This is a genomic window from Guyparkeria halopsychrophila (assembly GCF_044582135.1).
Classification (GTDB): Bacteria; Pseudomonadota; Gammaproteobacteria; order Halothiobacillales; family Halothiobacillaceae; genus Guyparkeria.
Genome location: NZ_JBDODP010000007.1, coordinates 24,751 through 37,772, shown reverse-complemented (window position 1 = coordinate 37,772; position 13,022 = coordinate 24,751). Strand labels below are relative to the sequence as shown.

Annotated in this window: 12 protein-coding genes; 8 read left to right on the top strand and 4 right to left on the bottom strand. The window is 67.6% G+C overall.

What is annotated here, in order from left to right:
- The first annotated feature begins 89 nt into the window (after nt 1-89).
- From ABGV18_RS04495 to ABGV18_RS04475, 5 genes are all read left to right on the top strand, one after another.
- The gene (locus ABGV18_RS04495) at nt 90-602 is read left to right on the top strand and encodes an OmpH family outer membrane protein (protein ID WP_396584994.1); all 513 of its coding nucleotides are present in this window, start codon (nt 90-92) and stop codon (nt 600-602) included.
- Between the two features lie 22 nt (nt 603-624).
- The gene (gene lpxD, locus ABGV18_RS04490) at nt 625-1,716 is read left to right on the top strand and encodes a UDP-3-O-(3-hydroxymyristoyl)glucosamine N-acyltransferase (RefSeq protein ID WP_396581179.1); all 1,092 of its coding nucleotides are present in this window, start codon (nt 625-627) and stop codon (nt 1,714-1,716) included.
- Between the two features lie 14 nt (nt 1,717-1,730).
- Nucleotides 1,731-2,171: a 3-hydroxyacyl-ACP dehydratase FabZ gene (fabZ, locus tag ABGV18_RS04485; protein WP_396585046.1), complete on the top strand. Its 441-nt coding sequence runs from the start codon at nt 1,731-1,733 to the stop codon at nt 2,169-2,171.
- Nucleotides 2,168-2,935, top strand: coding sequence for an acyl-ACP--UDP-N-acetylglucosamine O-acyltransferase (gene lpxA, locus ABGV18_RS04480; protein WP_396584993.1), 768 nt, complete (start codon nt 2,168-2,170; stop codon nt 2,933-2,935). Before fabZ ends, lpxA begins: the two co-directional genes overlap by 4 nt.
- 91 nt (nt 2,936-3,026) lie before the next feature.
- On the top strand, nt 3,027-4,424 hold the full coding sequence (locus ABGV18_RS04475; RefSeq protein WP_396584992.1) for a lyase family protein: 1,398 nt from the start codon (nt 3,027-3,029) through the stop codon (nt 4,422-4,424).
- Nucleotide 4,425: 1 nt separating this feature from the next.
- Here ABGV18_RS04475 and lpxB read toward each other — a convergent pair whose 3' ends face one another.
- Nucleotides 4,426-5,610, bottom strand: a complete 1,185-nt coding sequence (lpxB, locus tag ABGV18_RS04470) for a lipid-A-disaccharide synthase (RefSeq protein ID WP_396581176.1) — start codon at nt 5,608-5,610, stop codon at nt 4,426-4,428.
- 44 nt (nt 5,611-5,654) lie between these two features.
- Between lpxB and rnhB the strand changes: the two genes are divergently transcribed.
- A complete protein-coding gene (rnhB, locus tag ABGV18_RS04465) occupies nt 5,655-6,263 on the top strand; it encodes a ribonuclease HII (RefSeq protein ID WP_396581175.1) in 609 nt (202 codons plus the stop codon).
- Between the two features lie 20 nt (nt 6,264-6,283).
- On the opposite strand, the gene ABGV18_RS04460 is transcribed toward rnhB, so the two are convergent.
- The 3 genes from ABGV18_RS04460 to ABGV18_RS04450 all read right to left on the bottom strand — a co-directional run bounded on the left by ABGV18_RS04460 (nt 6,284) and on the right by ABGV18_RS04450 (nt 10,445).
- Nucleotides 6,284-7,492 carry an HD domain-containing phosphohydrolase gene (locus tag ABGV18_RS04460; protein ID WP_396584991.1) on the bottom strand — a complete coding sequence of 403 codons (1,209 nt, stop codon included), beginning with the start codon at nt 7,490-7,492 and terminating at the stop codon, nt 6,284-6,286.
- 128 nt (nt 7,493-7,620) lie between these two features.
- Nucleotides 7,621-8,910 carry a type III PLP-dependent enzyme domain-containing protein gene (locus ABGV18_RS04455; protein WP_396581173.1) on the bottom strand — a complete coding sequence of 430 codons (1,290 nt, stop codon included), beginning with the start codon at nt 8,908-8,910 and terminating at the stop codon, nt 7,621-7,623.
- A 2-nt stretch (nt 8,911-8,912) separates the two neighbouring features.
- On the bottom strand, nt 8,913-10,445 hold the full coding sequence (locus ABGV18_RS04450) for an AMP-binding protein (protein WP_396584990.1): 1,533 nt from the start codon (nt 10,443-10,445) through the stop codon (nt 8,913-8,915).
- Nucleotides 10,446-10,665: 220 nt separating this feature from the next.
- On the opposite strand from ABGV18_RS04450, the gene aroC reads away from it, so the two are divergent.
- Nucleotides 10,666-11,787: a chorismate synthase gene (gene aroC, locus ABGV18_RS04445; RefSeq protein ID WP_396584989.1), complete on the top strand. Its 1,122-nt coding sequence runs from the start codon at nt 10,666-10,668 to the stop codon at nt 11,785-11,787.
- On the top strand, nt 11,784-12,992 hold the full coding sequence (locus tag ABGV18_RS04440; RefSeq protein WP_396584988.1) for an MFS transporter: 1,209 nt from the start codon (nt 11,784-11,786) through the stop codon (nt 12,990-12,992). Before aroC ends, ABGV18_RS04440 begins: the two co-directional genes overlap by 4 nt.
- The last annotated feature ends 30 nt before the right edge of the window (nt 12,993-13,022 follow it).

Sequence of the window (13,022 nt, the reverse complement as noted above, 5' to 3'; positions counted from 1 at the left end):
ATAATGTGCCGCCATGCAGGAGTGGGGGCCGCCGGTCGGCGGTGCCCGTTCGGCCCGACCCGGGCCCTGACGTTTCAGGAGATGACCGCGTGATTCGCTTGCTTCAACGATTCGCCTTACTCACAATCGCGCTGATTGCGCCGCTGACCGTGCATGCGGCCGACATCAAGATCGGCTTCGTCAATTCCTCGGTGCTGCTTGAGCAGGCGCCCCAGGCCGAGCAGGCCAAGCAGAAGCTCGAGCAGGAGTTTTCCGCCCGCGAGGAGGAACTGCGTTTGCTGCGCCAGGAAGTCCAGGAGATGGAAAGCCGTCTCAATCGTGACGGCGTGACCATGAACGAGGGCGATCGGGGCAATCTCGAACGCGAGCTCAACCGTAAGCTTCGTGATCTGCAGCGTCAGCAAAGCAACTTCCGTGACGATCTCAATCTGCGCAAGAACGAGGAACTCGGCAAGTTGCAGCGCATGGTCCTCGACGCCATCCGTGAGGTGGCTCGAGAGCAGGGCTATGACCTGGTGCTTTCCGAGGGCGTGGTCTACTCGGCCGATCGGGTTGAGCTGACGAAGGATGTCCTCGACCGTCTCGAGCAGTTGGGCCGCTGATCCGGCCGGGGCCTGACGCACGGTGAGTATTTCGGCCCGCACGAGCGCGACCGTCGGCGAAATCGCCGAGTGGCTTGGTGCCCAGCCCATGGATGGGGCCGCCGATGTGACCCCCGACGAGGCCGCCTCCCGCATCACGGGGGCGGCTTCGTTGGCCTGTGCGACCGCCACGGATATCAGCTACTACGACGGCGACAAGCGCAGCGCGGAACAGGCCGGCGCGACTCGGGCCGGCCTGGTGTTGACCAACGAGGCGGGGCGTCAGCGCTTGCCCGACTCCGCCTGTTTCCTGGTCGTCGACCAGCCGCGGCTGGCCTTCGCCCGAGTCCTCGAGCATCTCTACGCGTTGCCGGCCAGGCCCGCGGGGGTGCATGCCTCGGCGGTAGTCGACGAACGCGCGACCATCGATCCGAGTGCCTGCATCGAGGCCCAGGCCACCATCGGCGCCGGCGCACGGATCGGGCCCAAGGCCGTGATCGGGCCAGGCTGCGTGATCGGTCCGAACGTCGAGATTGGTGAGGCAACGCGGCTGCTGGCACGAGTGACCGTGCTCGACGATAGCCTGATCGGCGCGCGTTGCGTGATCCAGCCCGGGGTGGTGATCGGATCGGATGGCTTTGGCTTGGCGCAGGATAACGGCGTCTGGCGCCGGGTGCCCCAGGTGGGGCGTGTCGTGATCGGGAATGACGTCGATATTGGCGCGAACACCACCATCGATCGCGGGGCGCTGGATGACACGGTGATCGCCGATGGCGTCAAGCTCGACAACCTGATTCAGATCGCGCACAACGTGCGCATCGGCGAGCATTCGGCGATCGCTGGCTGTGCCGGCCTGGCGGGATCGAGCGAGGTCGGCCGTTACTGCACCCTGGGTGGAGGCGTCGGGCTCGCTGGCCATCTTAGCCTGACCGACAACGTGCACATTACTGGCATGTCGATGGTCACCCGTTCGATCCACCGGCCGGGGGTCTACTCGGCTGGCACGCCGCTGGACACGAACGAGCGCTGGCATCGAAACGCCGCGCGCTTCAAACAACTCGACCGGCTCGCACGCCGGGTCAAACAACTGGAAAAGCGGCTCGGTGACACGCCGACGCCCGAGGATGATTCGTGAGCGAAGACAACACCATGATGGTGCCGGAGATCATGAATCTCCTGCCGCACCGATACCCGTTTCTGCTGATCGACCGGGTGGTCGACTGGAAGGCCGATGAGTACCTGGTCGCCATCAAGAACGTGACCTTCAACGAGCCGTTTTTCCAGGGGCATTTCCCGGTCCGGCCGATCATGCCGGGCGTGCTGATCACCGAGGCAATGGCGCAGGCGACTGGGGTGCTTGCCTTCAGTTCCAACGGTGGCAAGCCGAAGGATAATGCGCTCTACATGCTGGTTGGGCTGGATGACGTGACGTTCCGTCGCATGGTCGAGCCGGGCGATCAGCTCACCATCCGGGTGGAGATCAAGCGCATGGCCCGCGGCATGGGGATCTTCAATTGCACGGCACACGTCGGCGACGAGCTGGCGTCGCGTGCCACGGTCAAGTGTGTGGCCAAGGAAGTGATCGAATGATTCATCCGAGCGCGATCATCAGTGACGAGGCCCGTTTGGACGAGAGTGTGCAGGTCGGCCCCTTTACGATCATCGAAGGCGAGGTCGAGATTGGTGCCAACACGGTCATCGAGTCGCACACGGTGATCAAGGGGCCGTGCCGAATCGGTACGGACAATCATATCTTCAGCCATGCCGTCGTGGGCGAGGTGCCCCAGGACCTCAAGTTCGCCGGCGAGCGCACCTTTCTCGAGATCGGTGATCGCAACCGCATTCGCGAGTTTTCCACCATCCACCGGGGTACCGCCGGTGGCGGCGGACTGACCCGACTGGGCTCGGACATCCTGGTGATGGCCTACGCGCATGTGGCCCACGATTGCCTGGTGGGTGACCACGTCATTCTCGCGAACGCCGCCTCGCTCGCCGGCCACGTCGAGGTGGGCGAGCATGCCATCTTCGGCGGGTTCGCCGTTGCTCACCAGTTCTGTCACATTGGCGCGCACGCCTTCATCGGTGGCTTTTCCAAGGTGTCCAAGGACGTGGTGCCGTTCGTGATGGCCGACGGCGCGCGGGCGCGTGCGATCGGCCTGAACAAGGAAGGGCTCAAGCGCCGTGGGTTCTCGGCCGAAACCATCACGCTGCTCAACCGCTGCTTCCGCCAGCTGGTCAAGCGCCAGGGCGATGACCTGGTGTGGACCGAGTTCGAGCAGGCCGCCGAGACCGAGCCGGCGCTGACCGAGATGCTTGCCTTCATTCGCGAAAGCGAGCGTGGCATTACCCGCTGACCCCCGAACCCGGTAGCGTGGGCGTCTCAGGCGATCCGCGCCACCTTGCTCTACCCCTTTGTCCACCCCTTGATCCCGCCCCATCGACGCCATGACTGCCACTAACTCTGCCGAACGCATCGAGCACGACAGCCTGGGCGAGGTGCGCCTGCCGGCCGATGCCCTCTACGGTCCGCAGACCCAGCGGGCGGTAGACAATTTCCCCGTCAGCGGCCGGCCCATGCCGGTGGCCTTCATCGATGCCCTCTGCCGGTTGAAGGCGGCCTGTGCGCGGGGCAATCGAGCCCTCGGCACGCTGGACACGGTTCGCGCCGAGGCCATCGTGGGCGTGGCGGACCGGTTGACCGCCGGCCTGGCCGAGGGCGAGTTCCGTGATGCCTTTCCGGTCGACGTCTATCAGACGGGCTCGGGCACCTCGAGCAACATGAACGTCAATGAGGTGATCGCCCACCTCGCCGGTGCTGAGGCGTGCGTGCACCCCAACGACCACGTCAACATGAGCCAGAGCTCCAACGACGTGGTGCCCAGCGCGATCCGCGTGATGTCGGTGCGGCGGGTCGAGCGCGACCTGCTGCCGGCGCTGGCGCACCTGGAGACCGTGTTGCTCGGCCGGGCGCGCGAACTGGCGGGCGTGGTCAAGACCGGGCGGACGCACCTGATGGATGCGACCCCGATTCGCTTCGACCAGGTGCTCGAGGGTTTCGTCGAGCAACTGCGCGGCTGGCGAGTCGCCCTCGAACAGGCGCGTGATCGCAATCTCGCCCTGCCGTTGGGCGGCACGGCCGTGGGGACCGGCCTGAATGCGCCGAAAGGCTTTGCCGACGCCGCCATCGATGCGCTCAACCGTGATCTCGATCGGGATCGACCCTTCGCACGCCTGGCCCACCCGGCCGTCGGTATGAGCGTGCAGGACGACTCGCTGGCGTTGAGTTCGGCCCTGCGCGGGCTGGCGGCCTTCCTGCACAAGCTCGCCAACGACCTGCGCTGGATGAACAGCGGTCCGCTGGCCGGCCTGGGCGAGATCAGCCTGCCGGCGCTGCAGCCGGGCAGCTCGATCATGCCCGGCAAGGTCAACCCGGTGGTGCCCGAATCGGTCGCGATGGTCGCCGTGCAGATCCAGGGGCTCGATCACGCGGTGGCCATGGCCGCGCAGTCGGGCAACTTCGAGCTCAACGTGATGTTCCCGGTGGTGGCGGCCAACCTCGACGAGATGATCACGCTGGGCAGCAACGCCTCGCGTCTGCTGGCCGACAAGGCGATTGCCGGTTTCACCGTCAACCATGAACGCATTGAGCGTGATCTCGCGGCCAACCCGATCCTGGTGACGGCCTTGAATCCGGTGATCGGCTACGAGGCCGGTGCGGCGATCGCCAAGCGGGCCTATGCCGAGGGGCGGGCGGTGATTGATGTGGCGCGTGAGATGACCGACCTCGACGAGGCTACGCTCGCCGAGCTGCTCGATCCGAAAAGACTGACCGGCGAGTCCTGAGTCAGGCGTTGTCGGTAATCATGCCGGTGGCGAGGTCGGCCAGACGGTCGAATGCCCCCCGCTGACCCAGTCGACCGCGAATTTCCCTCAGGGCCGTGCGCTGAGACGCTGACCCGTCGGGCGAGAGCAATTGCTCGATGTCCTCGGCCAGCTGCTCGGGCGTCGCCGCATCCTGCAGTCGCTCGGGGACGGCCTCGCGACCGAGGATGATATTGGGCAGGCCGATGTGCTCGATGCGCACCAGGTGGCGTGCCAAGGCATAGGTCAGGCGATTGCTGCGATAGGCGATCACCATGGGCGTGCCGATCAGCGCCGCCTCCAACGAGGCGGTGCCGCTGGCGATCAGCAGGGCGTCGCTGGCGGCCATCACGCGACGTGCGCCGCTTGTCGTGATGGTCAAGCGTTCGTGGAGTCGCGCCGAGGGCGCGCATTCCGCGATGCGCTCGCCCAGCCAGTCGGCATCGATAGAGTCGGCCCGCGGTAGGATGAACCGGCGGGTGGGATCCGCCTCGAGCAGGCGCTCGGCCGTGGCGATAAAGCCCGGCAACAGGCGTTCGATCTCGCCGCGACGGCTGCCCGGGAGCAGGCCGATGACGGTGTCCTCGGCGGACAAGGACAGGGTTTGGCGGGCCTCGGCCCGGTCGGGTGCCTCGCGGTCGATCAGCTCGATCAGCGGGTGGCCGATGTGGGTGGTGGGCAGGCCGTGTGCGGCGAACAACGGCACCTCGAAATCGAACAGCACCGCCAGGTGATCGGCGTAGCGATCAAAGTGCCTGGCTCGTCCCGCTCGCCAGGCCCAGACCTGCGGCGCGACGACAAACAGCACCGGGATGCCGCGCGCCTTGGCGGCCTTCGCCAGGCGCTGGTTGAACTCCTGGAAATCGATCACGATGACGAGATCCGGCCGATCGCGATCGAGCGCCTCGACCAGGGTGTTCATTGCTGCACGTAGCTGACCGTAGTGACGTAATACCTCGACCAGGCCCATCACGGACACCTGGTCCATGTCGACGATCGTCTCGATGCCCGCGGCCCGCGACTGCGCCCCGCCCAGCCCGAAGGCGCTCAGGCCGGGCAGGCGCTCGGCCAGGCGCGGCATCAGCTCGGCGGCGTACATGTCGCCGGAGGCCTCGCCGGCGGCGATCAGGAGGCGCGGGTGAGAATGGCGATGGGTCTGGGAATCCAAGCAGCCCCCGGAAACAAAGGTGGTAACAACGAATGGGCGCGAGTATGCCGCAAGCCGACTTGTTTGACGATCTGGACCATGCGGGCTGCTATTGCGGCGTGGACGAGGCGGGGCGCGGGCCGCTGGCCGGCCCGGTGGTCGCTGCCGCCGTAATCCTCGACCCCGCCCGCCCGATTCGCCTGCTGGATGACTCCAAGAAGCTGACCGAGCGCAGGCGTGAGGCGCTTTTCGACGAGATCCGTGAACGGGCAGCCGGCTGGGCGATCGCCGAGGCGAGCGTGGCCGAGATCGACGAGCTCAATATCCTGCACGCCTCCATGCTTGCCATGCGCCGGGCCGTGCTGGCCCTGCTCAATGACGGTCATGTCTTCGACCGGGCGCACATCGATGGCAACCGCTGCCCGGAGCTGCCGGTGCTGGGCCGGGCGTTGATTGGTGGGGATGCCTCCGACCCGGCCATCGCCGCGGCCTCGATCTTGGCCAAGGTGTCCCGCGATCGGCAAATCGTCGCCCTCGATGCCGAGCATCCCGGTTACGGCCTGGCCCGTCACAAGGGCTATCCCACGGCCGTGCACCTGGCCGCCCTGGCCGAACTCGGCCCCAGCCCGATCCATCGACGCTCCTTTGCCCCAGTGCGCCGCCTGTTGCCCTGACAGATTGACCGGCCGCGACGTCAGCCGGAGCGGTCACGCAGGGTAACGAAATCCGCGTAATGATCGAGAAACAGGTCGGTCAGGTCGGGATCGAACTGCCGGCCACGCTCGGTGGCGAACAGGTGCCGGATGCGCTCATCTTCCCAGGCCGGCTTGTAGACCCGCTTGAACGACAGGGCATCGAAGACGTCGGCAATCGCCACCAGGCGGCCCTCGATCGAGATACCGGTGCCCGACAGCCCGCGTGGATAGCCTTTGCCATCCCAGCGCTCGTGATGCTCGTGGGCGATGGTGGCCGCCGCCTGCAGCAGTGAGCGGCCAGAGGCCTTGAGGATGTCGTGACCGCGGTGGGTGTGCGCCTGCATCTCGCGGAATTCCTCGTCCGTCAGGCGGCCGGGCTTGTTGAGAATCCGGTCCGGGACGGCGATCTTGCCCACGTCGTGCAGTGGGGCGGCTTGGTGGATCAGGATGACGTGATGTTCGGGCAGGTTCGCGAGTGTCGCCAGGTGCCGGGCATAGGCAGCGACACGGGCGACGTGGTTGCCGGTTTCCTCGGAACGGGCCTCGCAGAGCTCGCCCAGCAGACGCACCAGATCGGTCTGGGTCGATTCCAGTTCCCGGTTGAGGCCGCGGATCTGTTGGAGGCCGTCCTCGACCTGACGCTCCAGTTGCTGACGGAAGGCGCGCTGCATGTCGGCCAATTGCGCCTTGTAGCCCTGTATGAACCAGCTGATCACCGCGAGGAAGAACAGGGCGGTCAGCTGCGCGCCCAGCGCGATGTCCGTGTATAGCAGCGGATAGAGGCGCGTCCAGTGGAGGGTGTAGACGCCCGCCACCAGGGCGAGGAAGGTCGCGTCCCACAGGATCAGGCTACGCGGGCGCTCGACCAGGAAGGCCGCGATGGGCGGGAAGAGCAGCATCCAGAGGATGTCGAAGCTCTCGATCTGCCCGATGAAGGCAAAACTGATCAGGTAGGGCATCAACGCCGCCAGATACCAGCGCTTGGCCACCCGCCAGCCCCAGCGCGCCGCCACGCCCCAACTGACTCCCACCGCCGCGAGCATCAGGGCATGCACCAGCGAGAACACGGGCCGTTCCAGGATCAGGTTGGCGAGCAACGAGATCAGCAACAGCGCGGCATTGACCAGCAGAAACCGGCGAAAGTGCTGACCGGCGTCGGGCCGAGTCGATAACGTGTCCGTCACCGGAGTGGAAGGCGTATGCGGCATGGGCTTGGGAATCGGCAGGGTGTTGATTGGGGAGCCTCGGCGCGATGGCTGATATGGCGCGGGAGGCGGGTGCGGCATGGTGACCCGCGTCGAGGTTCCATGCGGGGGAGTGTTGGTCACCCCGGTGGTCAGATCAAGTATTCGGTCGCCGGCTCGCGGGAGAGAAAACCGCTCGGCGAGGCAGACGCGCCGTAGGCGCCCGACTGCAGCACGCCCAGCCAGTCGCCGGGGGCCAGTGGCGGCAGGGGTTGGTTCTTGCCCAGTACGTCCAGCGGCGTGCACAGCGGCCCGGCGATGTCGACCGTTTCGCTCATCGGGTCGTCGAGACGGTCGACCGCGACCAACGGCCAGTTCCGTCGCAACACGGCACCGAGGTTGCCGGAGAGGGCCAGGTGGTGGTGCATGCCCCCGTCGCAGACGAGATACGTGGTGCCGCGGGAGATCTTGCGATCGACCACCCGTGTCAGGTAGATGCCGGCACCGGCGACCAAAAAACGCCCCAGTTCCAGGCGCGTGTCGATGCGCCGGCCGCCGCTCTCGCCCAGCGCGGCCAGTTCCTCGTCCAGGCGGGCAAACGCCGGTGCGAGGATCGCGAGATCCAGCGGTCGATCGCCGGGGTGATAGGCCACGCCCAGCCCCGGCCCGATGATCAGCTCCGCCGGGGTGAATCCGGTGGTCTGCTGCCACTCGCGCAGCAGGTCGGTCCAGGCACCCAGTGTGGCGGCGATGGCCTCGGCATCCAGGCTCTGCGAACCGGCGAACAGGTGCAGCCCGACCAGGTCGATGCCGCCCTCGGCGAGCGTCTCGCGCTGTTCGAGCAAGGAGGGGATCACTTCGCTGTCGATGCCGAAGGGCCGCGCGCCACCGCCCATGTGCATACCCGAGCCCTTGAGCGCGAACGGCGGGTTGACCCGCAAGGCGACCCGGGCACGCCGCCCCGTGGATCGGGCCGCAACCATGATCCGCTCCAGCTCGCCGACTGACTCGGCGTTGATGGTGATGCCGGCCTCGATCGCGTAGCGGTGCTCGGCACGCGACTTGGCCGGCCCGGCGATCGAGAGTTTCTGCTCGGGGCCGGCCACCTCGCGGGCCAGCCGCATCTCGTCCAGCGAGGCGCAGTCGAAGCCATCAACCAGCGCGGCGAGGTGCCGCACCAGCGGCGGGAACGGGTTGGCCTTGATGGCGTAGTGGATCCCGATGGAGCCGGGCAGCGCCGAACGCAGTGAGGCGACCGCCGCGTCGAGACAGCGCCGGCTGTAAAGATAGGCCGGGGTCTGGGGGAGTCGGGCCGAAAGCGGTTGGCCGTCGATCGACAGGTGGCCGTTCTCCCGCCCCCAGCAATTGGCCAGGGCGCCGAGGGTGCGCTCGAGGGTTGCCTCGCCGGTGGCCGGATCGAGTTTCGGGTCGTGTCTGGCCATGTTCAGGTCTCCTCCGTCACGGTCAGGGCCCGGCGGTCGAATTTGCCGTTGGCCGAGCGGGGCAGGGCGGCATGGGTCTTGATCGCCGCCGGTTGCTGATAAGGGGCCAGGTGGGCGCGCAGATGGTGGCGAAGTGCCTCGATATCCGCGTGCCGTGGCGCGACGTGCAGGACCAATCGCTGGTTGCCGCTTTCCGCATCGGGCTCACCCACGGCGACCGCCTCCTCGATACCGGGGGCGGCGGTGGCCACCGACTCGATCTCCTCGGGGCTGATGCGAAAGCCGGCCACCTTGATCTGCTGGTCGAGTCGGCCCTCGAAATGCAGGCGTCCCGCTTGGTCCAGGCGCCCCCGGTCGCCGCTGAAGACCACGCGCTCGGCCGTCTCATCCGGCCAACCGGGCGGCGGGGGACGGAAGCGTTGTGTGGTGGCATCCGGGTCGTTGATGTAGCCCTGCGTGACCAGCGGCCCGCCCTGCACCAACTCCCCGCTTTCGCCCGGCCCGAGTAGCCGGCCGTCCGGATCGACCACGCCGATCGTCGTCTCGGGCAGCGGGTAGCCGATGGCGTCCGGGTGGGCCTCGACCTCCTCGGGCGGCAGGTACGTGGCGCGGAAGGCCTCGGTTAGACCGTACATCAGGAATAGTTTTGTGGCCGGGCGCGCCTCGCGCAGTCGGCGAACGGCCGCCACCGGCAGGGCGCCGCCGGAATTGGTCAGTACGCGCAGGCCCGGGGCCTCATGGAGCCAGGATTGTCGGGACAGCGGTACCAGCAGGCCGGGCGTGCCGGCGAAGACCGTCGCTTGCTCGCGCAATAGCGGGCGCTTGAGGTCGGCGGGCAGCAGGTAGTCGTCGAGGTAGACCGCCGCCCCGCGGGCCAGCCCGGTCGTGATTTGCGAGAAGCCGTAGTCGAAGGCCAGCGGCAGCACGGCGGCGACCACGTCGCTTTGCCGCAGGTCGAGGTAGTCGGCCACCAGGCGGGTGCCGGTATCGAGATTGCCCTCGCTGACCATCACGCCCTTGGGCAGGCCGGTGCTGCCGGAGGTGAAGAACAGCATGGCCAGGCGGTCGGGGGTTGTCCCATTCTCGCGGGCCGTCAGGTCGACTGCGTTGTCGGCGTCGGGGGTGGGCAAGTCCTGCGGGGCATCAACCCCGGTTGCCCACCAGCCCCAGTCGGCGTCGAATGCGGATTGGCCGTATTGCCTCAGCCGGGCGCGATCGGCGAGCAGGCCGCGGGCCTCGCAGCGGGCGAGTTGGTGACCCACCTGCTCGGGCTTGAGCCCCGGGTGCGCCGGGGCCGGCACGATGTCCTCGGCGAGCAGGGCCAGCAGCCAGACGACGGTGTCGACCGATTTACCCGCCCAGACCACCACGCGGTCGCCCGTCGCAAGATCGAGCGCGCGCAGCGCGCCTCGTGCGGCGTGGAGCCGACCGGTCAGCTCGGCGTAGCCCAGCCATTGGTGCCGATCGCCCAGCGCGCGGGCATCCGGGCGGGTGCGGGCCTGCCGGTCGATGGAGGAGATGAGCTCGATGGGCATGGACGGCTAGTCTTGGGAAGTGTCCGGATCGGGCAGGTATACTCTGCAGTCTTTGGCTCAGGCGTGTCCGCCGGCTCGAGGTCGCCGTGACGGCGGCTGCCGTCGGCGTTGGGCCGCGCATTTTAGCATGCCCCGCGGGGTCGCCCGCGCGGGAGGCAATTGCTCGTCGTGGCCACGGCGAGCGCCAGTTTTGGAACGGCCAGTTTTTGGGATAACACGTATGGCAGGCAACACCTTCGGCACCCTGTTTCGGGTCACGACCTTCGGCGAATCCCACGGAGCGGCGCTCGGCGCGATCGTCGATGGCTGCCCGCCGGGCCTGAAACTCTCCGAGGAGGACCTGCAGGCCGATCTCGATCGACGCCGGCCGGGCACCTCCCGGCACACCACCCAGCGGCGTGAACCCGACCAGGTGCGCATCCTCTCGGGGGTCTTCGAGGGCGAGACCACCGGCACGCCCATCGGGCTGTTGATCGAGAACATCGACCAGCGCTCCAAGGACTACTCCAAGATCGCCGAGCAGTTCCGCCCGGGACACGCCGATTACAGCTACCGGCAGAAGTACGGTCACCGCGACTACCGGGGCGGCGGGCGCTCGTCGGCCCGCGAGACGGCCATGCGGGTGGCTGCCGGTGCGATCGCCAAGAAGTGGCTGGCACAGATGCACGGCGTGAGCGTACGCGGGCACCTCTCCCAACTCGGTCCCATCGTCCTCAATGACGACTGCTTTAACTGGCAGACGGTTGGCGAGAACCCGTTCTTTTGGCCCTGCGCCGACCAGGTGGCCGAGCTCGAGACCTTCATGGACGACCTGCGTCGATCCGGTGACTCGGTCGGCGCCAAGGTCACCGTGCGGGCCGAAGGCTGCCCGCCGGGCTGGGGCGAGCCGGTGTTCGACCGCCTGGATGCCGACATCGCGCATGCCCTGATGGGCATCAACGCGGTCAAGGGCGTGGAGATCGGTAGCGGTTTCGATTGTATCGCCGCCCGCGGTACCGAGTTCCGCGACGAGATCACGCCGGATGGGTTTCTTTCCAATCACGCCGGCGGCGTGCTCGGGGGCATCTCCAGCGGTCAGGACGTGGTCGCCCACCTGGCGCTCAAGCCCACCTCCAGCATCCGCCTGCCCGGGCGCAGCGTCGACATGCAGGGCGAGACCACCGAGGTGGTCACCACCGGCCGCCACGATCCCTGCGTGGGCATTCGGGCGACGCCGATTGCCGAGGCGATGCTGGCGCTCACCCTGATGGATCACGCCATGCGCCAACGCGGGCAGTGCGGTGATCTCACCACCGACACGCCGGTGGTCCCGGCCGGGGACGGCTCGACACCCGGTCGATGAGCACGACCCCGGCAGGGCAGGGCGAGGCGGTCCGGTTGAACCCGATCCGGCTTGGGTACTTCGCCTTCTTCCTCGGGCTAGGGATCTACCTGCCGTATTTCAGCCCCTACCTGATCGAGCAGGGCTTCGGCCCCGACACGGTCGGGGCGATGCTCGCGATGGTGATGGCCGCCAAGCTTGTCGCGCCGCCCCTGCTCGGCTGGATGGTCGACCACAGCGGCCGAGTGATCGTCTGGCTGGTCGCCACGTCACTGGTGAGTGCCGTGCTGGCCGTCGGCTTGGCCCTGCTTGCCGGCATCGGTGCGGGACTGGTGGGCTGGATGGTGCTGTTGGTGGCCTTCGGCTTTTTCTGGCAGCCGCTACTCTCCCAGCTGGACGTCGCCGCCCTGCGCCTGACCGGCCCGGCGCCCGAGCGCTATCCCGCGTTGCGTGCCTGGGGCTCGATCGGTTTCATCGTCGCCTCGGTGGGACTGGGCGCGTTGATCGACCGTGTCGGTCTGGTCGCCGTGCCCTGGCTGATGGCCGTGGCGCTGGTCGCGCTGGCGGTGGTGCTGTGGCGGGTGCCCGAACCGGGCTTGCCGCGTGAGACCGGCGCGCGCCCCGTCTCGATCCGGGATCGGCTCAAGGAGCCGGCCATGCTGGCCTTTTTTGCCGGCTCGTTCCTGATCAATCTCTCCCACGGCGTCTACTACGCGTTTTTCTCCGTCCACCTGGCCGACCTGGGCTATTCGGCCACGGCCATCGGCCTGCTGTGGGCGTTGGGCGTGGTGGCCGAGATCGTGCTGTTCTTCCTGCTGCCGGGGCTGCGCAACCGCTTCGCGCCATTGGGTCTGTTGCTGATCGCGATCGGCCTGATGGCGCTGCGCTGGTTGTTGATCGGCTACCAGGCCGATGTGCTCGGCTGGCTGCTGTTCGCCCAGCTGCTGCACGCGGCCAGTTTCGGCATGACCCACGCGGTGGGCATCTGGGTGGTCGACCACCAGTTTCCGGGGCGCGCCCACGCGCGCGGCCAGGCGATCCTGTCGGCGGCCAGCTACGGCGGTGGCGCAGCGCTTGGCCTGTACCTTGCCGGGCTGCTCTGGGGTAGAGTGGAGCCCGATATGGCCTTCGCCGCGATGACGCTCGCCAGCCTGCTGGCGTTTGCGCTGATGCTCGCCGCCCGGCGGGTGGTGCGCTGGTCGCCGGGCGAGCGCGAAGTGGCCTGAGGAAGGCCTGCTTGCAGACCTCCCTTACCT